Source organism: Sphingomonas gei (assembly GCF_004792685.1).
Lineage (GTDB): Bacteria > Pseudomonadota > Alphaproteobacteria > Sphingomonadales > Sphingomonadaceae > Sphingomonas > Sphingomonas gei.
Genome location: NZ_SRXT01000007.1, coordinates 63184 through 85043, shown reverse-complemented (window position 1 = coordinate 85043; position 21860 = coordinate 63184). Strand labels below are relative to the sequence as shown.

The window sequence follows — 21860 nt, the reverse complement described above, 5'->3', positions numbered from 1 at the left end:
GTGAGGGTGATCCTCAATGAACCGCCCCCTCCTCCTAATCCTCCTGACAGCCCTCGTCGCGCTGCTGTTCGCCGGCTCGCTGGTCGCCGGCAAGATCTGGGTGCCCCCTTCGGTGTGGTTCACCGGCGACCCGCGCTGGTGGATCGTCGCCGAGCTGCGCCTGCCCCGCGCGATCCTCGGGCTCGCGATCGGCGCGGCGCTCGGCCTGACCGGCGCCGTGCTGCAGGGCTATCTGCGCAACCCGCTCGCCGATCCGGCGGTGGTCGGGGTCTCCTCCTCCGCCGCGCTCGGCGCGGTCGCCGCGATCGTCGTCTTCGCGGCGAACGCCCCGCTGGTGATTTTCGGCGCCGCGATGCTCGCCGCGTGCGGATCGATGCTGCTGCTCGCCGGGCTCGCCTGGCGCGCCGACAGCCAGGTCGCCTTCATCCTCGCCGGCACCGTACTCGCCAGCCTGGCGGGCGCGCTCACTGCCTTCCTGATCTCGATCGCGCCCAACCCGTTCGCGACCGCAGAGATCATCGACTGGATCATGGGCGCGCTCACCGACCGCAGTTTCGCCGAGGTCCAGCTCGCTTCGCCGTTCATTGCGATCGGCTGCGCACTCCTGCTGTTCACTGGCCGCGCGCTCGACGCCCTCACGCTCGGCGAGGCCGCGGCGCGCTCGCTCGGCGTCCGTCTCGCGCGTACCCAATTGCTCATCGTGCTCGGCGCCGGGCTTGCGGTCGGCGCCAGCGTCGCGGTGACCGGCGTCGTCGGCTTTGTCGGGCTGATCGTCCCGCATCTGCTGCGCCCGCTCACCGGCGCCAAGCCCTCGGCATTGCTCCTCCCCAGCGCGCTTGGCGGCGCGGTGCTGGTGCTTGCCGCCGACAGCCTCGTCCGGCTCGGTCCGGGCGCGGCGGAAATCCGGCTCGGCGTGGCGATGGCGCTGCTCGGCACGCCATTCTTCTTCCTGCTGCTCCTCAAGATGCGGCGTTCGGCATGGAGCTGAGCGTCAGCGATCTGGCGGTGAGCCTCGGCAATCGCCGGGTGCTCAGCCACGTCACTGCCGCCTTCCAGCCCGGCCGCGTGACTGCGATCCTCGGTGCCAACGGTTCGGGCAAGTCGACTCTGGTCAAGACGCTCGCCGGGCTGCTCGACGCCGATGCGGGTCACGTCAAGCTTGGCACCCGCCACATTGCCCGGATCGAGCCGCGCGAGCGCGCCCGGCTGATCGGCTATCTGCCGCAGGACCCGATCGTCCACTGGAACCTCGCGGTCCGCGATCTCGTCGCGCTCGGCCGGCTGCCGCATCGCTCGCCCTTCGCCGGCGCATCGCAGGACGACGCAATGGCGATCGGCGCCGCGCTCGCCGCGACCGACACGCACGCTCTCGCCGATCGCGGCGCCGACCAGCTTTCGGGTGGCGAACGTGCCCGCGTGCTGCTGGCGCGGGTCCTTGCCGGTGAACCGCAATGGCTGCTCGCCGACGAGCCGCTCGCCAGCCTCGACCCCGTTCACCAGCTCGGGCTGCTCGACCAGCTCCGCGCGCTCGCCGCCACCGGCATGGGCGTGGTGATCGTGCTCCACGACCTTATCCAGGCCGCGCGCGCCGCGGACGATGTGCTGCTGCTCAAGGCTGGCGAAGTGGTGGCCTTCGGCCCCGCCTCGCAGGCGCTGGCACATCAACCGTTGCGCGACGCGTTTGGGGTCGAAGTGATGATCGTCCCCGACGAACAGGGCCGCCTGCTACCCGTGCCGATCGGGCGTACCCGCTAAAAACCCTCCTCGCGAAGCGGGGGAGGTTGCAGGCGCAGCCTGGCGGAGGCCTCTCCGCGGGCGACATCGCTTGTTGAGAGTCCCCCTGCGTCGCCTTCGGCGCCACCTCCCCCGCTTCGCTAGGGAGGATTGAGAACCGCTCGCCCCTGTGCCATTGCGCAATAAAATTACACGACGAGTCGGGCCAACGTGCCCGCCGCAGGAGAGTTTATGCGCACGATCGACCATCTCATCGCGGGTCCTGCAGGCGGCGGCGCGCTGCGCATGTCGGACGTGTTCGATCCCAATACCGGGCAAGTCCAGGCGCGCGTCTCGCTCGGCACCAGCGCCGATCTCGATCGCGCGATTGCTGCCGCGCAAGCCGCGCAGCCCGGCTGGGCGGCGACCAATCCGCAGCGCCGCGCCCGCGTGATGTTCAAGTTCAAGGAGCTGGTCGAAGCGAACATGGATTCGCTCGCGCATCTGCTCTCCTCCGAACACGGCAAGGTCATCGCCGATTCGAAGGGCGACATCCAGCGCGGGCTCGAAGTGATCGAATTCGCCTGCGGCATCCCGCACGTCCTGAAGGGCGAATATACCCAGGGCGCCGGCCCCGGCATCGACGTCTACAGCATGCGCCAGCCGCTCGGCATCGGTGCCGGCATCACGCCGTTCAACTTCCCGGCGATGATCCCGCTCTGGATGTCGGGCGTGGCGATCGCCTGCGGCAACGCCTTCCTGCTCAAGCCCAGCGAGCGCGACCCGTCGGTCCCGGTCCGCCTCGCCGAACTGATGCTCGAGGCGGGGCTGCCCGAAGGCATCCTCCAGGTCGTCCATGGCGACAAGGAAATGGTCGACGCGATCCTCGATCATCCTGCGATCTCTGCGGTCAGCTTCGTCGGCTCGTCGGACATCGCGCATTATGTCTATCGCCGCGGCGTCGAGGCCGGCAAGCGCGTCCAGGCGATGGGCGGCGCCAAGAACCATGGCATCGTCATGCCCGATGCCGATCTCGACCAGGTCGTCGCCGATCTGTCGGGCGCGGCATTCGGCAGTGCGGGCGAGCGCTGCATGGCGCTGCCGGTGGTCGTCCCCGTCGGCGACAAGACCGCCGATGCGCTGCGCGAAAAGCTGCTTCCTGCGATTCGTTCGCTGCGCGTCGGGGTTTCGACCGATAACGATGCGCATTACGGCCCGGTGGTGAACGCCGCGCACCGGCAGCGCGTCGAGAACTGGATCCAGACCGGGGTCGACGAAGGCGCCGAGCTCGTCGTCGACGGCCGCGGCTTCCAGCTGCAGGGGCACGAAGAGGGCTTCTTCATCGGCCCGTCGCTGTTCGACCGAGTCACGCCGGAGATGCAGTCCTACAAGGAAGAGATTTTCGGTCCGGTCCTCCAGATCGTCCGCGCCCCCGATTTCGAGACTGCGCTGCGCCTGCCCAGCGAGCATCAATATGGCAACGGCGTCGCGATCTTCACCCGCAATGGCCATGCCGCGCGCGAGTTCGCGGCGCGGGTGAATGTCGGGATGGTCGGGATCAACGTGCCGATCCCCGTCCCCGTCGCCTATCACAGCTTCGGCGGCTGGAAGCGGTCGGCGTTCGGCGACGTCAACCAGCACGGCATGGAGGGCGTCCGCTTCTGGACCAAGGTCAAGACCGTCACCCAGCGCTGGCCCGACGGCTCGGCGCTACCCGGCGGCAGCGAAGATGGCGGTCCCTCGCGTATCCAGGATGCGTTCGTCATCCCGACGATGGGGTGAGCCAATGCAATTGATCGCGCACAATCCGGACAAGGGCGTCTACGCGACCGGCGACTGGATCCACGCCATGGAAGTGCGCGGCGCCGAGCGGCTGCTGTTCGTCAGCGGGACGATGGGCCTTAGGCCCGACTTCACGGCGCCGCCGACGCTGGAGGGACAGCTCGACTGCGTCTGGAACAATCTACGCGCGATCCTCGCCAGCGCGGGGATGACGACGGACAATATCGTCCGCCTGACCAGCTACCTGCGCGACCCTGCCTTTGCCGAGGCCAATGCCCGGGCGCGCAACGTCGCGCTTGGCGAGCGCCGAATCCCCACCACGGCGATCGTCGTCCAGACGCTGGAGAGCGACTGGCTGGTCGAGCTCGAAATCGTGGCGGCAGGCTGAGGCGATGTTGCGCGGGCTGCTCTCGATCATGGCGCTTTTGCTGCTGACGCTCGCCCCCGCGGCGAGCGCGCAGAAGCGTATCGCGCTCACCTTTGATGACACCCCACGCAGTGTCGGCGCGTTCTTCACCAAGCAGGAACGCAGCGCACGGCTGATCACGGAATTGAAGAAGGCGCGCGTCGCGCAGGCTGCGTTCTTCGTCAATCCCGGCAATGTACGCGCCACCGCCGACGAAGCGCTCGTCGAAAGCTATGTCCGGGCCGGCCACGTCATCGCCAATCACGGCTTCAGCCATCCGCATCTCAACCAGTCCAGCGTCGCCGCCTATCTCGCCGATATCGACAAGGCCGAGGCCTGGCTCAAGCCGCGCCACGGCTATCGTCCGTGGTTCCGCTATCCCTTTCTCGACGAAGGTGGAAGCGACAAGGCCAAGCGCGATGCGGTCCGCGCCGGGCTCGCCGCGCGCGGATTGACCAACGGCTATGTCACCGCCGAAGGCTCGGACTGGAACCTCGAGCAGCTGACGATCGACGCGAAGAAGGCCGGCAAGACCATCGACATGGCCGGCTTGCGCGATCTCTATGTCGAAACCCACGTCGAGGCGGCCGACTTCGCCGACGCGCTGGTGATCAAGGCGATCGGCCGCTCGCCGCCGCACGTCATGCTGCTCCACGAGACCGACCTGGCGGCGCTTTACATCGCCGACCTCGTCGGAGCATTGCGCGCCGACGGCTGGGAGATCGTCACCGCCGACACAGCCTACGCCGATCCGCTCAAGACCGCCGCGCCCGACGTCCCAAGCGCCAACGGCACGCTCACCGAGCTGCTCGCCTGGGAAAAGGGCCTCCTCGCACCGCGCTGGTATGCGCGCAACGACCTCAAGATCGCCAATGCATTCTTCGCCGAGCGCGTACTGCACGAGAAGCCGGCGCCATGAGCCTCGCCGTTGCACTCGCCCTAGCCGCCGCCAGCGACCTGGAAGGCCCCGGACGCTTCTGCGGCTATGCGCCGATCATCGATCTGATCGCCGGCGAGCGTGTCGTCACGCTGGGAGGCGGCATTCACAGCGGCACCTTTCGTTGGGAAGGCGCGTTCGGCCAGCTCGACGTCATCGGCATCGGCTGGGCCAGCCCTCCCGACAGTGCCGGCAAGGCGAAGCGGACCTCCAAGGGGCATCTGCTCTTCCCGCCCCGACGCGAACGCGGTCGCTATCGCGTAGCACTCTGGAATGGCCGGAACGGGGTGGCCTACTTCAGCACGCCGCACCGCCTCACGCGCCAACAGCTCGCTGCAATCGACCGCGTCGATTTGTTCGAGGAAGGCGAGGAACCCGTGGGTTGCAAACTCAGGACGATTTTTTCGTGGGAATGAGCGTGGCTCGTCCGCAGAGCATAGGCATGAAAGAATGACCAGCCAGTTCGACCTCACCGACGAGCAGCTCCAGATCCAGGAAATGGCGCGCGCCTTCACTGCCGATCGCATCACGCCGCATGCCGGCGAGTGGGACGAGAAGCACATCTTCCCCCGCGACACGATCCGCGCCGCGGCCGAGCTCGGCTTCGCGTCGATCTATGTCTCCGAGGAGAGCGGCGGGATCGGTCTCGGCCGGCTCGAATCGGCGCTGATCATGGAGGCGATGGCCTATGGCTGCCCGTCGACCAGTGCATTCATCTCGATCCACAACATGGCGAGCTGGATGATCGACCGGTTCGGCTCGCCGGGGGTCAAGGACAAGTATCTCCCAAGCCTCATCACGATGGACCGGCTGGCGAGCTATTGCCTCACCGAACCCTCGTCGGGGTCCGATGCAGCGGCGCTCAAGACCCGCGCGGTGAGGGACGGCGACGATTATATCGTCACCGGCACCAAGCAGTTCATCTCGGGCGGCGGCGAGAACGAAATCTATGTCACTATGGTCCGCACCGGCGAGGAAGGCCCCAAGGGCATTTCGTGCCTGGTGATCGAGAAGGACATGCCCGGAGTGAGCTTCGGCGCGCAGGAAAAGAAGCTCGGCTGGCATTCGCAGCCGACCGCGGCGGTGATCCTCGAGCAAGTGCGCGTCCCCGCCGAAAATCTGGTGGGCGGCGAGGGCGACGGTTTCCGAATCGCGATGATGGGATTGGACGGCGGCCGGCTCAACATCGGCGCCTGCTCGCTCGGCGGGGCGCAGCGCTGCCTCGACGAGGCGATCCGCTATACCAAGGACCGCCAGCAATTCGGCAAGCCGATCGCCGACTTCCAGAACACCCAGTTCACCCTCGCCGACATGGCGACCGAGCTGGAAGCCGCCCGCGCCTTGCTCTATCTCGCCGCCGCCAAGGTAACCGCCGGCGCGCCGGACAAGACTCGCTTCGCCGCGATGGCCAAACGCCTCGCCACCGATACCGGATCGAGCGTTGTCGATCGCGCGCTCCAGCTCCATGGCGGCTACGGCTATCTGCAGGACTATCCGATCGAGCGCTTCTGGCGCGATTTGCGGGTGCATTCGATTTTAGAAGGGACCAATCAGGTGATGCGGATGATCGTCGGACGCGAGCTGACGCGGCAATGAGAAAACCCACCGCGCGGGTTGCTGCGAAAGCAGGAACCCCGGGTCACGGGCGCGTCGCTTGTCGCCTTGGGCTCCCGCTTTCGCAGGAGCACAATGCATGACCACCGAGGTCCTGACCTTCGTCGAAGGCCGCATCGGCCGCATCCGGCTCAACCGGCCCAAGGCGATCCACGCGCTCGACACCGCGATGTGCGCGGCGATGCTCGACGCGCTGACTGCGTGGCGCATCGATTCCGCGGTCGAAGCGGTGCTGATCGATCATGCGGAAGGCCGCGGTTTCTGCGCCGGCGGCGACATCCGCATGATCGCGAGCAGCGGCGCGAGCGACGGCGCCGCGGCGCGCGATTTCTTCCGTGTCGAATATCAGCTCAACCACGCGCTGTTCACATTCGCCAAGCCGGTGGTCGCGTTCATGGACGGGATCACGATGGGCGGCGGCGTCGGCATCGCGATGCCGGCCAAGTGCCGCGTCGCGACCGAGAACACCAAATTCGCCATGCCCGAGACCGGGATCGGCCTGTTCCCCGATGTCGGCGGCGGCTGGCATCTGTCGCGGCTTCCGGGCCATCTCGGCGAGTATATCGCGCTGACCGGGGCGCGGCTCGACGGGGCCGATTGCCTGGCCCTCGGCCTCGCCACGCATTACCTTCCCGCCGAACTCCTCGATCGGGTCAAGGCGGACGTCGCCAGCGACCCGCAGGCGATCACCGCTGCCCTCGACGCACTCAGCGAAGCGCCGGACGCAGCGAAGATCCTCGCCGATCTCGAGAATATCGACCGTCTGTTCGCCGCCGACACGCTGGAGGAGATCCTCGCCGCGCTCGCCGCCGATAGCGGGCTATGGGCCAAGGAGCAGTTGGCGATCCTTGCCACCAAATCCCCGCAGGCGATGAAGGTCTCGCTCCATCTCGTCCGCCAGGGCCGCCATATGCCGAGCTTCGAGGACGAGATGCGGCAGGAATTCGCCGTCGCCACCCGCGTCGTCCAGCGCCCCGATTTCGCCGAGGGCGTCCGCGCCGTGATCGTCGACAAGGACAACGCACCGCGCTGGCAGCCCGCCACCGTCGAGGGCGTCACCGATCACGTCATCGACCAGATCTTCGCGCCCTTGCCCGACGACCAGGCATGGGCGCCGGCGTAAACCGGAGGAAATAATGTCGTACGAAACCATCCTCGTCGAACAGCGCGGCGCCGTTACTTTGGTCACGCTCAACCGCCCCCAGGCGCTCAACGCACTCAACGGGCAAGTGTTGTCCGAACTGCTCGAAGCGATGGCCGCGTTCGACAAGGACGCCTCCCAGGGTTGCGCCGTCATCACCGGGAGCGAAAAGGCATTTGCCGCGGGCGCCGACATCAAGGAGATGCAGGCGCAGGGCTTTGCCGACATGTACGGCTATGATTTCTTCGCCGGCTGGGACGCGTTCACCCGCACCCGCAAACCGATCATCGCCGCGGTCGCCGGCTATGCACTCGGCGGCGGCTGCGAGCTGGCGATGATGTGCGACTTCATCCTCGCCGCGGACAATGCCAGGTTCGGCCAGCCCGAGATCAAGCTCGCGGTCTCGCCCGGCATGGGCGGGTCGCAACGCCTCACCCGCGCGGTCGGCAAGGCCAAGGCGATGGAGATGTGCCTCACCGGACGGATGATCGACGCAGCGGAGGCCGAGCGCGCCGGGCTCGTCGCGCGGATCGTCCCCGCCGCGGAACTGGTCGAAGAGGCCGTGAAGACCGCGGCGGCGATCGCCGGCATGGCACCGCTCGCGGTGCTGGCGAACAAGGAAATGGTCAACGCGGCGTACGAGACGACGTTGACCCAGGGCGTACAGTTCGAGCGCCGTCTGTTCCACGCGCTGTTTGGAACGGCGGACCAGAAGGAAGGCATGGCGGCCTTTGTCGAGAAGCGCCCGGGGAATTGGACGGGCAAGTAACTATCATCGTCACCCCGGCGAAAGCCGGGGCCCAGAGTCACCGGCGCGACGCCAGCGGCTCTGGATCCCGGCTTTCGCCGGGATGACGGATTAGGAAAGAGGACGGGATAGTGGCACGCATCGCATTTATCGGGCTGGGCAATATGGGCGGCGGGATGGCCGCCAACCTCGCCAAGGCCGGCCACGACGTCCGCGCCTTCGATCTCTCCGCCGACGCGCTCGACAAGGCGAAGCAGGCCGGTTGCCTCCCCGCCGAGGACGCCAATACCGCGATCCTCGGCGCCGAGGCCGTGATCACCATGCTCCCCGCCGGCCGCCATGTCGAAGCGGTCTATACCGACGCCATCCTCCACCATGCCGATGCCGGCGCGGTCCTGATCGACTGTTCGACGATCGACGTCGCCACCGCGCGCCGCGTCGCCGAGGCCGCAGCCGCGCATGGCCTCGCCGCGGTCGACGCCCCGGTCTCGGGCGGGATCGCGGCGGCCAATGCCGGCACGCTCACCTTCATGGTCGGCGGCAGCGAGGCGGCATTCTCGCGCGCCGAGCCCTTCCTGTCGGACATGGGCAAGGCAGTGATCCACGCCGGCACCAGCGGCGCGGGCCAGGGCGCCAAGATCTGCAACAACATGATGCTCGGCGCGACGATGATCGCCACCTGCGAGAGCTTCGCGCTCGCCGAAAAGCTCGGGCTCGACTTGCAGAAGCTCTACGATATCGCCTCGGTGAGCTCGGGGCAAAGCTGGTCGATCACGAGCTATTGCCCGGTCCCCGGGGTCGGCCCCGAAACCCCCGCCGACCGCGACTATCAGGGCGGGTTCGCCGCGGCGTTGATGCTCAAGGACTTGAAGCTCGCGCTCGAGGCGGCCGCCAGCGTCGATGCCGAGACGCCGATGGCGGCGCGGGCGGAGGAACTCTACGAGAAGTTCGCCAACGGCGAAGGCGCGACGCTCGATTTCTCGGGGATCATCAAGATGCTGAAGGGCTGAAACGAGGATTAACCCGGTGTTTGCCGGTCGGGCGCATAACAACAGCATGCGCGCCATCCTACTTCTCGCCCTCGCCGCCCCTGCCGCCGCGCAGGAGCGCCCCGCTCCCTTCGTCGTCGCCGAGACCGGCCAGGGCTATGCCACGATCGACGAAGCGGTCACTGCGATCCGCGACGACGATGCGACGATCCTGATCGCGCCGGGCACCTATCGCCAATGCACCGTCCAGACCGGCGGCAAGATCGTCTTCAAGGCGCGGCAGCCCGGCACCGTGATCTTCGAAAAGACCGTGTGCGAGGACAAAGCCGGCTTCGTGCTGCGCGGCCGCGGCTCGACGATCGATGGCGTGGTCTTTCGCGGCTACGCCGTGTCCGACGGCAACGGCGCCGGCATCCGCCACGAGATGGGCGACCTGACCATAACCAATTCGATGTTCCTCGACAGCCAGGAAGGCATTCTCGGCGGCGGCCATGAGACCGTCCGCCGAGTCAGTATCGATCGCACCACCTTCGCCGGGCTCGGCCAGTGCGAGACCGAGAATTGCAGCCATGCGATCTATCTCGCGGTCGACGGGGAGGTTTCGGTCACCCGCTCGCGCTTCGAGCGCGGCACCGGCGGGCACTACGTCAAATTACGCGCGCGCCGGGTCAACATCACCGATTCGAGCTTCGACGACAGCGCCGGCAAGAAGACCAATTACATGATCGACTTGTCCGAAGGCGGCACCGGGCTGATCGCGCGCAACACCTTCGTCCAGGGCAAGAGCAAGGACAACCATTCGGGGCTGATCGTCGTCGCCGCCGAAGGCCGGACCTATCCCTCCGCGGGCCTGCGCATCGAGGACAATGTCGCGAGCATGGCGCCCGGCGCGCCGCCGAACCCGGCGTTCGTGGCCGACCTCAGCGGCTCGACGATCGAGTTGTCCAACAACCGGCTGAGCGGGATGCGCGCATTCGAACGGCGCTAGCGAGAGGTAGGCACGCAGGCCGCGGGATGTCGCAGGACGGACTCAAGTCGCGGCAACGATCACGAAGCTGATATTGTCGCTGCCATCATTTTCCAGCGCTTCTGCAAGGATCCGATCCGCCGCGCGCGGATCGATCAGGTCGAGCTCCCGGGGGATTTCCCAGCGAAGCGACCGACTCAATCCGTCCGAGCAGAGGAGCAGGATATCCCCGGCCTCCGCGGCGAACGACATCGCCTCCACTTCCACCACGCTCTCGACCCCCAGGGCGCGCGTGATGACATGGCCCTGCGGATGTCGCGCCGCCTGCGCGCGATCAATCAGCCCCTGATCGAGCAGTTGCTGGACCAGGCTGTGATCGCTGGTGAGCTGTTCCCAGGCGGCGTTTCGCGCGCGATAGGCGCGGCTGTCGCCTGCCCAGAAGATCTGCGCCTCCCCGTCGGCGACGTGCAGCACCACGATCGTCGAGCCGATGACGCCGCCGGCCTCCGCGCCACGCGCGAGAATTTCGGCGTTCGCTTGATCGAGCGCCGCGAGGATGACCGCTCGCGTGATCGGGGCTGGTGCGTCGGCCAGGCCGCGGAGCGCGGCGATCGCCAGATCGGCGGCGATGTCGCCACCGCGGTGCCCGCCCATGCCGTCGGCCACGGCCCACAAGCTCCGATCCGGGCGGTCGAGAACGCGGTCCTCATTGACCTTGCGCACCCGTCCGACATGGCTTCGCGATACCGAGAGGAATGCAAGCGGAGAAGCGCCCGATCGCGCCAGGGTCGCCTTCACTTGCCCTGCTCGGCAGCGGCATAGGCCTGGACGAACGCCCGATCCAGCGTGCCCTCGGCACCGTCGAGCTGCTTCGCCAGGTCGGCGTGCCGCGACTCGATTTCCTGGGTCTGGAGCGCATGCTTGCTCTTGAGCAGCGAGCTGTTCCTGGAAACGGCAGCGTCGATTTCGCGCGGGTCGAACGTCGTCACTGCCTGGAGAAGCGAGGCTTGGAGCCCGGCAAAGGTTGCGATCAGATGCCGCTTCACATCCTGCAGCGAGCTGCTGATCGCAGTGGGCCCGGACAGGAAGCCACCGACGCCGGAGAGGAGCAAGTCGATCGCAAGACGCTGGGTAGGCGCCCATTTGAACGGATTGTTGCCCGAGCCGCCGATCGTCGTGCGGGTGAGATTGTAGCGGCCGCGCGCGCGATTGCGCTCGACCATCAGATCGGCGATGCCGAGCACCATCTGGCGATAGACCGCGCCGGCGCGCTCCATCACTTCGACCGGCTCTTCGCTCGACAACAGCGACGCATCGAGCCCGGCTCCGCGGCAAAACGCCTCGAGCAGCGATTCGCCCCCCGAATTGGCAATTGGCTGCGCATCGACCCAGTCGGTGGGAATCTCGATCGACGCGCCGAGCGGCGGCGTCAGCACCATCGTGCGCGACGTATCGGTGACTTCGTCGTCGAGCGGCGCGCGCGTCGCGGCGATCCGGAAGCGCCCCATGCGCAGCGTGAACGGCACCCCGACCGGAACATCGACCAGATCGGGAAGCCGATCCCCCGTAGAATCGTCGAACACCCCGTTGGTGCCGATCGGGCGGATGATCAGCCCGTCGGTCGATGCCGCGATCTCGCAATGCTCGCGCGAAAGCGCGCGGTCGGGATCGGCGATCGGCCAGTCGCATTTGGTGTCGCGACCGATGCTGATCGCACCGTCGCGCAGCAGCCGCGCGTCGATCGGCTGGACCGTATCGTCCATGTCGAAGAGCTGGAGCATGTACATGTCTATGCGGCTCGTTTCGGCACGATCTGGATGCACGTGGCGTCGAGCGCAGGCGCTTCGGTGGCGGTGCCGTGCAGCCGCGGCTCGATCTCGGCCGCGAGCCGGTTGAACCCGTCGAACAATGCGCCGATCTCGTCGCGGCGGCGATGCGAGATGCGCAACGCGAAGCCGTGTGCGCGCGCTTCGTCGAAGCTCTGCTCGAGCCGGCGCAGCGGCCGCACCACCATTGCGCCGCTCATATAGCCGATCGCCAGCACGACGAGCATGATGATCGAGGCCAATGCGATCATCAGCGTGCGCGCATTGGCCATCGCCGCATCGAGCGAAGTTCGCGGCAACAGGATATCGACCGAGCCGAAATCGGCACCGGCATAGCGGATCGGCCGCACGAAGCGCAGCGCGCCTCCCTTGCCATCCGCCGCATTGGTCACCGCAAGGCCGCCGGCGTCGAGCCTTTGCTCGCCTGTCGGCGCCGCATAACGCTGCCCCACGCGCCGGCCGTCGCTGGCCGCGCGGATCGTGCCGCCGGCGTCGACCACGGCAATGCCGCGGACGCCGCCGTCCTGGCTGGCGGCGGCGACGAACGCCTGGAGCGGGGTCCAGTCCTGCTGGTCGGGCGGCAGCCCGGCATTGTCGGCAAGCGAGACCGCCGCGTTCTTGGTCACGAAGGTGGCGATCGTCTCGCCCGACGCGATCGCCATATGCTCGAGCGCGTGCTGCTGGCGGGTCAGGATCGTCGAGATGCTGAGCACCAAAGCGATCAAGGTAATGCTGACCAGCGCCAGCGGCAGCTTGAAGCGCAGCGAAAGCCCGCGGCGCGTCACGCTGTCTTCGGTGGTCAGTGCCGCGGACTCGCGGCGCAGCGCCTGCAATAGCTGCGCGCCATCGGCGAAGCGCTGGTCGGGCTTCTTTGCGAGCAACTTGTCGATGATCTGGCGCAGGCCCGGCGGACAGTCCGCTGCCGAGCGCTCGACCGGCGCAACTTTCGCCTGCGCGATCTGCAGCGCGAGCGTGGCAAGTCCGGTCGCATCGAACGCCACCTTTCCGGTGACCATCTCGTACAGCACCGCGCCGAGCGAGAACAGGTCGGAGCGCGGATCGACCGGCAGACCGAGCGCCTGTTCGGGGCTCATATAGCGCGGCGTGCCGATCATCTGCCCGGCCTGGGTGCGTGCCAGATGGCCGTCGCTCTCGCCGATCCGGGCCACGCCGAAATCGAGCAATTTGGCGGTCTTGCCGTCCGACGAGAGCAGGATGTTCGATGGCTTGACGTCGCGGTGGACGACGCCCTGCGCATGCGCCCAGGACAATGCGTCGGCGAGCTGGGCGCCGAGCGCGAGGACGCGCTCGAACGGCATTCGGCCCTGCGCCTGGAGCACCATGTCGAGCGGCCGGCCTTCGATCAGTTCCATCGCGATATAGGGAACGCCGTCCGCCTCGCCGACATCGTAGATCGTCGCGATATTGGGATGATTGAGCGCCCCCGCCGCGCGCGCTTCGCGCAGGAAGCGGGCGCCGAGTTCGGGATCGCGGCGGTAGTCAGGCTTGAGCACCTTGATCGCGACGACGCGGCCGATATCGGGATCGTGCGCGCGAAACACGTCGGCCATCGCGCCCTCGCCGATCCGCGCTTCGATCCTGTACCGGCCCAGCCTGTCCATCACGTCTTCCACTCGCTGAGAGACTCAGCTTAGCGGCGGGAACTTAAGGATTTCTTCCTATTGGCGGGCGCGCACCGTCGCGGCGATGCGCTGTGCCCGCTGCAAGTCGCGGAAGATCACCGCGTTGCCCGGATCGAGCGCATGCGCGCGCTGCAGCAAGCCCACTGCCTGCTGGACCGCACCGCGATTGAGCGCGGCCAGCCCGGCGGAACGCGCGCGCTGCGCCGCCGCCGGATTGGCCGCGGGCTTGGTGGCTGGCGCGGCCGGTACAGGCGCCGGTGCCGCCGGTTTGGGGCGAGTAGCAGCGGCAGGCGCCGGCCGTGACGGGCGCTCCGGAGCGGGCTGTGGCTTGGGCCTCGGCGGCGATCCGGGAATCCGGAGGATCTGACCCGCGGCGAGTGCCGAGGGATTGGCGAGGTCGTTGTAACGCGCGAGCTGATAGGCCTTGAGGCGATTGCCGAGCAGACGCTCGGCGAGCTGCTCGATCGTCTCGCCCGCACGCACCGTATAGGGATAGCTGGCCGGCCCCAGCAGCACCTTGGGATCGCCTGCGATCGAATCGCGGAGCAATTGCAGTTTCGGATTCATCGGCGCGCGCTTCAGCAGCGGCTTGAGGCTTTTCTCGGCGCCCTTGGGGTCGCCGCGCATCAGCAGCGCCTGGACGCCTTCGATCTCGCTCTCGGCCAGCGGCGCGGCGACTGCGACGGGCTGCGGTGCCGGCCCCTTGGCGCAGGCGGCGAGCGCTGCGAGGCTGGCAAGCGCGGCCAGGCGCAGGAACGAGCGGTGGTTCATCGGGCGAGCCTTTGGGAGAGGGTTGTCTGGACTTGCCGCGCGTCGAGCACGAGCCGGTCGCGAAGCGGGGCGGGGTTGCGGACGAAAGCCTGGAACTCGGCACCGCCCAGCGGCGGCGAGAAATAATAACCCTGGAACTCGGAACAGCCATGGCGGCGCAGCCACAGATATTCCTCCTGGCGCTCAACGCCCTCGGCGAGCACGCGGATCCCCAGGCCACGGGCGAGCGCGATGATGCTCTGGCAAATCGCCTGGCTGTCGCGGCGACGCTCGACTTCGGTGACGAACTGCCGATCGATCTTGATCTTGTCGAAGGCGAGCGCGCGCAGCGCCGAAAGGCTCGAAAAGCCCGTGCCGAAATCGTCGATCGCGATATGGATGCCGAGCCCGTGCAATGCTTCGAACAAGCGTTCGGCGCGGCCGACGTCCGCCGCCGCGGCGCTCTCGGTCAGCTCGATCTCGAGCAGGCCGGCACGCAGCGAATGGCGCTCGAGCGTCCGCTTGATCAGGGTATGGATGTCGGGGCGATCGAGCTGGTGCGCCGAAACGTTGACTGCCACCGTCAGCGGCCCCTGCCCCAGCCGGTGCCATGCCCGCGCCTCGCGGCAGGCAGCGTTGAGCACCCACAGCCCGACTTCCTCGATCATCCCGGCGCTCTCGAGTATCGGAATGAACAGGGTCGGCGAGACCATCCCGCGCGCCGGGTTGTGCCAGCGCAGCAATGCCTCGGCACCGATCACCTGCCCGCTCGCGGCATCGACCTGCGGCTGATAGCGCAGCGCGAATTCTCCATTGTGCAGCGCCCCGCGCAGATCCTGCTCGAGCGCATAGCGATCCCGCTCGGCCGCCGCCGACGCCGCGTCGACTCGCTGGACGTGCAGCGGTCCCTCGGGCCCGGCGGCGCATGCCGCGATCAGGCGCGCGAGCGTCGCCGTGGCGGCTTCCTGCGGCGCCGCCCAGGCAGTGTGATGCACGCGCACCTCGGGCACCAGTTCGCGCCCCTCCTCGTGCATCACGTCACCCAGCGCATAGCTGATCGCGACGAGCTGGCGCTCGGCGTCCTCGCTCGACACGCTCGCGCCGAGCCACAAGGCGAAATGCGAGCGATCGACGTGCGCGACCATCCGGCCGTCGCCGACCATCCGGGTGATCCGCTCGGCAAAATGCTTGAGCGCGCGATCGGCAAGCGCCGGATCGAATGCGCAGAGTCGATCGAAATCGCCGAGCGCGATCAGCCCCAGCGTCCCGGCGCCTTCGCTTGCCATCCGCGCCAGCAGCGGTTCGCGGGTGGGCAGGCCCGTCAGCGCGTGGCGCTGATCGAGCCGATCCTCGCTGCTCCGGATGCGATCTTCGAGGAGGCCGATCGCGTCATCCAGCGTTTGCCAGCGGGACGTGCGCGGATCGACCCTGGCCAGCTCCGCAAGCCGGGCTGCGAGCACCCCAACGCGCCATCGCATCGACAGAATCGCGCCCAACGACACCGTCGCCAGCGCGGCGAACGCAATCACCGGATAACCCCAGAAGGCGGCCGCGACGACTGCGGCGCCCACCAGCATGGAGCCACTGGCACGCAAAAACCGGCTCGAGCCGCTACCGTCGGGCAAATAAACACGCCGCATGAGGAGCTTGCTAACGCCGCGACTCATACGAAGGGGTTAAGGAAGGCGCGGTCAGAGTATCGCTTTTGCGCGGCGCGACAGGGAAAACGCATGCCCGGTCCGCTGCCGATCTCGGGATCCGTCGAGGCTTGCCAAATTTCGGTTTCTCTACGAAACTCACCGCATGCTCTATCTGGACGATATCGAAGTCGGCATGAAGCGCAGCTTCGGCGGCTATGAGGTGACCCGCGACGAAGTGCTCGCCTTCGCCGAAAAATACGATCCGCAGCCCTTCCATCTCTCGGACGAAGCCGCCGCCGAGACGCATTTCGGCCGTCTGGCGGCAAGCGGCTGGCATACCTGCGCGATGACGATGGCAATGTTCGTCGCGCACATGAAGAAGCACCCGCAAGCGAGCCTCGGCGCCGCCGGGGTCGACGAGTTGCGCTGGCTCAAGCCGGTCTATCCGGGCGATGTGCTGCGTTGCAAAAGCGAAGTGCTCGAAGTGCGACCGTCACAGAGCCGCCCCGAAATGGGCAGCGTGCGCAACAGCATGACGACGTTCAACCAGCATGACGAGCCAGTGCTGCGCTTCACTGCGCTGGCGCTGATGCGGCGGCGCCCAGTGGCCTGATACGAGTCCCGCACCCTCGCTATCCGGGCTCCTGCGAAAGCAGGAGCCTAGGGTAACGCGCGACTCGTTCGTGGCCCTGGGCTCCTGCTTTCGCAGGAGCTCTATGATGCTCAATCGCGCCGGGAACTGCGCCTCGAGCGATCCCCGCCGCGCCGCTCGCCGCGGTTCCAATCTCCGCGCTCGCGTCGTTCCGGACGTGTCGTCTGATCCTGCCGGTAGGTGCGGCGATCGTCGCTGCGATAGCCCTGCCTGTCGTCGCCCCGCTCGCCACGAAACCCGCCCCAATTCTCGCGGATTCCGCCTCGGTCGCCGCGCCAATTGTTGCGGCGGGTCTCCCAATAACGCCGCTGGCCACCGTTCCAGCGATGCGGGCGGCGGTCGCGATCGTAGACGTAATAGCCCGAGCCCGGATAATAATAGTCGCCGTACCAGCCATAATAAGAACTGGCGAAGCCGTTGCCGTAGCCGCCGCCATAGCCATTGCCGTAGCCGCCGCCGTAATAATCGTCGTCATAATAGCCGGCGCTCGAATAGCCGAGCGACACCCCGGAATAGCCATAGCCGTCGGTGCAGGCAGCCGTGCCGAGGCCGAGCGCGGCCAGCAGGCCGATGGTGGAGATGCGGCGAATCCACATGGGACAATCCTCTCGAGCGTATTGCCTGAGAACGTCTGCGGCGAAAGCGGGGTTCCGCAGGGGCCTCAGTGGCCCTCGAATGCCACCAGCGCGTTCACTTCGATCCCGTCGCCACGCAACGCCGCCGCGCCGCCGAGCTCGGGCAGGTCGACGACGAACCCGGCCTGAGTCACCACCGCACCCGCCTTGCGCAGCAGCCGCACCGCGGCGCGTGCCGTCCCGCCGGTGGCGATCAGATCGTCGACCAGCAGCACGCGCGCGCCGGGCGTGCAGGCATCGGCATGGATGGCGATCCGGTCGGTGCCGTATTCGAGCGCATAGTCCTCGGCGATCGTTGCGCCGGGGAGCTTGCCGTCCTTGCGGACCAGCAGCACGCCGGTGCCGAGCTTGACGGCCAATGCCGCGCCGAACAGGAAGCCGCGCGCCTCGATCCCGGCGACCAGATCGACCTTGCCTTCGACCTGCCCGGCCATGCGGTCGATCGTCAGCTTCAGCCCCTCGGCGTCGAGCAGCAGCGTGGTGATGTCGCGGAACATGATCCCCGGCTTGGGGAAATCTGGGATCGTCCGGATGCGCCGCCGGATATCGTCATTGTCGTTCGCCATAGCCGGACCCTCAAAAGAGGAACCCGCCGAGCGATGCTCCGGCGGGTCCCGTTAGTGCAGCGATGCGATCAGGCCGCCGCCTCAGTGCTTCACGCCCCGCCATACGGTCAGGTACGCGCCATAAGCGAGTCCCGTCGCGATCAGCAGGAACAGCACCACCGCGAGACCCGCCTGGTGGCGCGTCTGCATCGTCGGCTCCGCGGTCCAGACGAGGAACGCCGAGACGTCCTTGGCCATCTGGTCGACCGTCGCGCGCGTGCCGTCCGAATAGGTGACCTGATTCTCGCTGGTCAGCGGCGGCGGCATCGCGATGTTGAGGTTGGCGAAATACGGATTGAAGTGCGAACCCTCGGGGGTCTTGGCGCCCGGGAACCTCGCGAGCAATTCGGCCGGCTGCTTTTCCTCGTAACCGGTCAGCAGCGAATAGACATAGGCCGGGCCGCCATGGCGCGCCTTGGTCATCAGGCTGAGGTCCGGCGGGGTGCCGGTGCCGGGATAATAGACCTTCGGGAAGCGGTCGGACGGCAAATTGTCGCGCTCGCCCCAGGTGCCCGCCTTGGGGTCCTGCGCCGGCTGCTTCATCGGCCAGTCCTTGGCGATCTTCTTCACTTCGGCTTCGCTATAGCCGATCTGCCGGAGGTCGCGGAACGAGACGAGGCTCAGCGAATGACAGCTCGCGCAGACCTTTTCGTAAACCAGGAAGCCGCGCTGCAGCTGCTGGTTGTCGAACTTGCCGAGCAGGCCGTCCGACTTGAGCGCGAGCTCCTTCGGATGGTGATGGAATTCCTCCTCGGCGGTCGCCTGCGGGGGTTCCTTGATCAGGCCGGTAATCGTCCCGATCAACGCGAGGAACAGGACGAAGACGAAGCCGAGACCGACGATGAACTTGATCGAGCGCATGAACAGCGGAAGCATTTTCTCGTTTCCCCTTTACGCGCTCAGCGCCGTTTCGCTCATCCGCGAGCCGCCATGGTCGCCCAGCACTGCCTCGGTGATCGAGTTGGGCAGCGGCTTCGGACGCTCGAGGCGCGAGATGATCGGCACGATGATGAGGAAGTGCGCGAAATAATAAGCGGCGGTGAGCTGGCTGGCGATGACGACCGCAGGAGTCGCCGCCGAGCCGCCGCAATAGCCGAGCACGAGCACGTCGAGCACCAGCACCCAGAAGGCGATGCGGTACATCGGACGGAAGTTCGCCGAGCGCACCGGCGACTTGTCGAGCCAGGGCAGGAAGAACAGCAGCAGGATCGAGCCGAACATCGCGACCACGCCCCACAATTTCGCCGGAATGATGAAGTCGGCGGTGAAGGCGCGCAGAATCGCGTAGAACGGCCAGAAATACCATTCGGGGACGATGTGCGCCGGAGTCGAGAGCGGGTTGGCCGGGATATAGTTGTCCGGATGGCCCAGATAATCCGGCAGGAAGAAGATCAGGATCGCGAAGATGATCATGAACACCCCGACGCCGAAGCCGTCCTTCGCAGTATAATATGGGTGGAACGGCACGGTGTCCTGCTCGCCCTTCACTTCGACGCCGGTCGGATTGCCCGAGCCGGGGATGTGGAGCGCCCAGATGTGGAGGATCACTGCGCCGGCGATCACGAACGGCAGCAGATAGTGGAGCGAGAAGAAGCGGTTGAGCGCGGCATCGTCGGGCGCATAGCCGCCGAGCAGCCAGACGCGGATCCATTCGCCGACCACCGGGATCGCCGAGAAGAAGCCCGTGATCACCTGCGCGCCCCAGAAGCTCATCTGACCCCAGGGGAGCACATAGCCCATGAACGCAGTGGCCATGATCAGCAGGAAGATGACCACGCCGATCAGCCACACCATCTCGCGCGGCGCCTTGTACGAGCCGTAATAAAGCCCGCGGAAGATGTGGATATACACCACGGCCAGGAACATGCTCGCGCCGTTGGCGTGCGCGAAGCGCAGGAACCAGCCGGCGTTGACGTCGCGCATGATCGTACCGTTGATCGATTCGAACGCGCCCGCCGCCGACGAGTGGAAATGCATCGCGAGGACGATGCCGGTGACGATCTGGATGACCAGGCACACCCCGGCGAGCACGCCGAAATTCCAGAAGTAATTCAGGTTGCGCGGCACCGGATAGCCGGCGCCGACCGCGTTATAGACGAAGCGCGGCAGCGGAAGACGGCTGTCGATCCACTGCGTCAGCGCGTTCTTGGGTTCGTAATGGCGTGCCCAGGGAAAGCTCATGCTTCTCTATCCTCAACCGACCACGACGACAGTGGGCGACGTGAATTCATAGTTCGGAACCTCGAGGTTCTTCGGTGCCGGACCCTGGCGGATGCGGCCGGCAGTGTCATAGGCCGAGCCGTGGCACGGGCAGAAATAGCCCCCGAACGGTCCGCGATTCTCGCCCTCGCCCGCGCCCAGCGGGACGCAGCCGAGATGCGTGCACACGCCCAGGGTGATCAGCCAATTGCCATGACCTTCCCTGGTGCGCTGGGCCAGCGTCTGCGGATCGCGCAGGCTCGACACGGGAACCGCGTCGGCGGCGGCGATCTCCGCGGGAGTGAGGTTGCGCACGAACAAGGGCTGCTTGCGGAAGCTGGTCTTGATCGCCTGCCCCGGCTCGATCGCGGTGACGTCGATCTCGGTGGTCGATTGCGCGAGCACGTCGGCCGAGGGATTCATCGAATTGATCAGCGGCAACACGGTCACCGCGGCGCCGACGCCCGCAAAGGAAACCGCGGCAACCTTCAGATAGTCGCGGCGACGCGGGTTCTCGATCACATCGCCCGTGGGGACCACGGTCTGGGTCGGGGAAACACCGTCTTCAAGCGTTGCCATGCTTCAGCCCTTGCACTTCAGAACAAACCGCGACGACCGCGCGGGGTAACGGGACGCGGGCGCATGCACGCCCGGAGCCGCCCGGTTGCCCCCGGTGGCTTGGCCGGCCTGATAGACGTGGCGAAGCGGCTTTGCCAACAAGGATTTTGTCCCGCACCGGCCGGCTGCCGCGCCGCGGGTGTCGGACGCGCGGGGCGATCGGGACGCCCCCGCCCCGCGGACCGTCAAATCAGCGTCGCCGAAGTCCCGGCCGAAACGAGCGGTGCGATCCCGGCGTAGAAGAACGGAATGCCGTCCTCCGGTCCGTTCAGCGCACGGCCGTGCACCTTCGACATGACGCAGACTCCGACTTCTGCCGGCTTTTCGCCGATCACGAGCACGAAGGGGTTCTCCTCATCGCCGCGCAGATACCGCCCACCAAATGCGCGGCGGGCGACTTCGAAGACATAAGCCGATATCAGAAAGTGGAGATCGTCCGGAAGGGGCGCTTCCTTGCGGTAGAAATCGTCCAGGACCCGATCGACCAATTCGAGCGATGCCTCGCTATAATCGAGCTTGCTCCCGTCGATTGGCGAGCCGGCGGGCGAGAACGCGTTTACGAAATCGGCAGCTTGCCATTCCATTCCCTGCTCGATGCTTGCGGGCATGCCATCCGGCATACCGCCCTGCCCGTTGGCCGGTCGCATTGCCGACGCGTGCCCGGCCTGATCATTTTGGGCGCCAAACAGCCTTTTGAAAATACCGACCATCGCCTCTTTTCCACTCGCTAATATCCGAACGCAGGCGATGCGATCGCGCCTGTGCTTTACGGGCGGGCCCTCCGCTCTCACGATTTTGGCGCCAGCGGAGCAATGTGGCAAATCCACATCTTGCCGCCGCTCGAAATGCCAGCGTTTCTCGACGCCTAAGGGACAACGGCGGGTTTCGAAACGGAAGGCAGCCAGTCGGCTACGCCTCGTTTCAGCCCTCAAGTGCTCCAGCGAAGGCAAGAGCCCAGGTCATGCGGTCCTCCATCATCCTGGGCTCCTGCTTCG

General features: G+C 66.8%; 23 protein-coding genes. 12 read left to right on the top strand and 11 right to left on the bottom strand.

Features of this window, described 5'->3' with window-relative positions; translation table 11 throughout:
• Positions 1-16 precede the first annotated feature (16 nt).
• The 11 genes from E5A73_RS17325 to E5A73_RS17275 all read left to right on the top strand — a co-directional run bounded on the left by E5A73_RS17325 (position 17) and on the right by E5A73_RS17275 (position 10318).
• Entirely contained in the window at positions 17-988 is a 972-nt protein-coding gene (locus E5A73_RS17325) for a FecCD family ABC transporter permease (protein ID WP_135965110.1), read from the top strand.
• Positions 979-1755 carry an ABC transporter ATP-binding protein gene (locus E5A73_RS17320; protein WP_135965109.1) on the top strand — a complete coding sequence of 259 codons (777 nt, stop codon included), beginning with the start codon at positions 979-981 and terminating at the stop codon, positions 1753-1755. The genes E5A73_RS17325 and E5A73_RS17320 overlap by 10 nt, the downstream gene beginning before the upstream one ends.
• A 210-nt stretch (positions 1756-1965) precedes the next feature.
• The gene (locus tag E5A73_RS17315) at positions 1966-3495 is read left to right on the top strand and encodes a CoA-acylating methylmalonate-semialdehyde dehydrogenase (RefSeq protein ID WP_135965108.1); all 1530 of its coding nucleotides are present in this window, start codon (positions 1966-1968) and stop codon (positions 3493-3495) included.
• 4 nt (positions 3496-3499) lie between these two features.
• A complete protein-coding gene (locus E5A73_RS17310) occupies positions 3500-3883 on the top strand; it encodes a RidA family protein (RefSeq protein ID WP_135965107.1) in 384 nt (127 codons plus the stop codon).
• 4 nt (positions 3884-3887) lie between these two features.
• Positions 3888-4820 carry a polysaccharide deacetylase family protein gene (locus E5A73_RS17305; RefSeq protein WP_240700241.1) on the top strand — a complete coding sequence of 311 codons (933 nt, stop codon included), beginning with the start codon at positions 3888-3890 and terminating at the stop codon, positions 4818-4820.
• A complete protein-coding gene (locus E5A73_RS17300) occupies positions 4817-5254 on the top strand; it encodes a hypothetical protein (protein ID WP_135965106.1) in 438 nt (145 codons plus the stop codon). Before E5A73_RS17305 ends, E5A73_RS17300 begins: the two co-directional genes overlap by 4 nt.
• 34 nt (positions 5255-5288) lie before the next feature.
• Positions 5289-6434 (top strand): acyl-CoA dehydrogenase family protein, encoded by a 1146-nt coding sequence (locus E5A73_RS17295; RefSeq protein WP_135965105.1) that lies wholly within the window; start codon positions 5289-5291, stop codon positions 6432-6434.
• A 97-nt stretch (positions 6435-6531) separates the two neighbouring features.
• The gene (locus tag E5A73_RS17290) at positions 6532-7575 is read left to right on the top strand and encodes an enoyl-CoA hydratase/isomerase family protein (protein WP_135965104.1); all 1044 of its coding nucleotides are present in this window, start codon (positions 6532-6534) and stop codon (positions 7573-7575) included.
• A 13-nt stretch (positions 7576-7588) separates the two neighbouring features.
• On the top strand, positions 7589-8362 hold the full coding sequence (locus E5A73_RS17285; protein ID WP_135965103.1) for an enoyl-CoA hydratase: 774 nt from the start codon (positions 7589-7591) through the stop codon (positions 8360-8362).
• 110 nt (positions 8363-8472) lie between these two features.
• On the top strand, positions 8473-9351 hold the full coding sequence (gene mmsB, locus E5A73_RS17280; protein ID WP_135965102.1) for a 3-hydroxyisobutyrate dehydrogenase: 879 nt from the start codon (positions 8473-8475) through the stop codon (positions 9349-9351).
• A 46-nt stretch (positions 9352-9397) separates the two neighbouring features.
• Positions 9398-10318 (top strand): right-handed parallel beta-helix repeat-containing protein, encoded by a 921-nt coding sequence (locus E5A73_RS17275; RefSeq protein ID WP_135965101.1) that lies wholly within the window; start codon positions 9398-9400, stop codon positions 10316-10318.
• A 42-nt stretch (positions 10319-10360) separates the two neighbouring features.
• Here the strand turns inward: E5A73_RS17275 and E5A73_RS17270 are convergent, their stop codons facing one another.
• The 5 genes from E5A73_RS17270 to E5A73_RS17250 form a co-directional block, all read right to left on the bottom strand.
• Entirely contained in the window at positions 10361-11020 is a 660-nt protein-coding gene (locus tag E5A73_RS17270) for a PP2C family protein-serine/threonine phosphatase (RefSeq protein ID WP_240700240.1), read from the bottom strand.
• A gap of 71 nt (positions 11021-11091) precedes the next feature.
• Complete coding sequence (locus E5A73_RS17265; RefSeq protein ID WP_240700239.1) at positions 11092-12078, bottom strand: type VI secretion system-associated FHA domain protein; 987 nt, start codon at positions 12076-12078, stop codon at positions 11092-11094.
• A gap of 8 nt (positions 12079-12086) precedes the next feature.
• Positions 12087-13745: a serine/threonine-protein kinase gene (locus E5A73_RS17260; RefSeq protein ID WP_135965098.1), complete on the bottom strand. Its 1659-nt coding sequence runs from the start codon at positions 13743-13745 to the stop codon at positions 12087-12089.
• A gap of 57 nt (positions 13746-13802) precedes the next feature.
• Positions 13803-14537 (bottom strand): LysM peptidoglycan-binding domain-containing protein, encoded by a 735-nt coding sequence (locus E5A73_RS17255; protein ID WP_135965097.1) that lies wholly within the window; start codon positions 14535-14537, stop codon positions 13803-13805.
• Positions 14534-16093, bottom strand: a complete 1560-nt coding sequence (locus E5A73_RS17250) for a putative bifunctional diguanylate cyclase/phosphodiesterase (protein WP_168355970.1) — start codon at positions 16091-16093, stop codon at positions 14534-14536. Before E5A73_RS17250 ends, E5A73_RS17255 begins: the two co-directional genes overlap by 4 nt.
• A gap of 226 nt (positions 16094-16319) precedes the next feature.
• Between E5A73_RS17250 and E5A73_RS17245 the strand changes: the two genes are divergently transcribed.
• Entirely contained in the window at positions 16320-16769 is a 450-nt protein-coding gene (locus E5A73_RS17245; protein WP_135965095.1) for a MaoC family dehydratase, read from the top strand.
• 110 nt (positions 16770-16879) lie between these two features.
• Here the strand turns inward: E5A73_RS17245 and E5A73_RS17240 are convergent, their stop codons facing one another.
• From E5A73_RS17240 to E5A73_RS17215, 6 genes are all read right to left on the bottom strand, one after another.
• A complete protein-coding gene (locus tag E5A73_RS17240; RefSeq protein ID WP_135965094.1) occupies positions 16880-17404 on the bottom strand; it encodes a hypothetical protein in 525 nt (174 codons plus the stop codon).
• 65 nt (positions 17405-17469) lie between these two features.
• A complete protein-coding gene (locus E5A73_RS17235; RefSeq protein ID WP_135965093.1) occupies positions 17470-18009 on the bottom strand; it encodes an adenine phosphoribosyltransferase in 540 nt (179 codons plus the stop codon).
• Positions 18010-18090: 81 nt separating this feature from the next.
• Positions 18091-18924 carry a cytochrome c1 gene (locus tag E5A73_RS17230; RefSeq protein ID WP_135965092.1) on the bottom strand — a complete coding sequence of 278 codons (834 nt, stop codon included), beginning with the start codon at positions 18922-18924 and terminating at the stop codon, positions 18091-18093.
• A gap of 15 nt (positions 18925-18939) precedes the next feature.
• Complete coding sequence (locus tag E5A73_RS17225; RefSeq protein WP_135965091.1) at positions 18940-20229, bottom strand: cytochrome b; 1290 nt, start codon at positions 20227-20229, stop codon at positions 18940-18942.
• Positions 20230-20241: 12 nt separating this feature from the next.
• Positions 20242-20826 (bottom strand): ubiquinol-cytochrome c reductase iron-sulfur subunit, encoded by a 585-nt coding sequence (gene petA, locus E5A73_RS17220; RefSeq protein WP_135965090.1) that lies wholly within the window; start codon positions 20824-20826, stop codon positions 20242-20244.
• Between the two features lie 224 nt (positions 20827-21050).
• Positions 21051-21797 (bottom strand): hypothetical protein, encoded by a 747-nt coding sequence (locus E5A73_RS17215; RefSeq protein WP_135965089.1) that lies wholly within the window; start codon positions 21795-21797, stop codon positions 21051-21053.
• Positions 21798-21860: the final 63 nt, after the last annotated feature.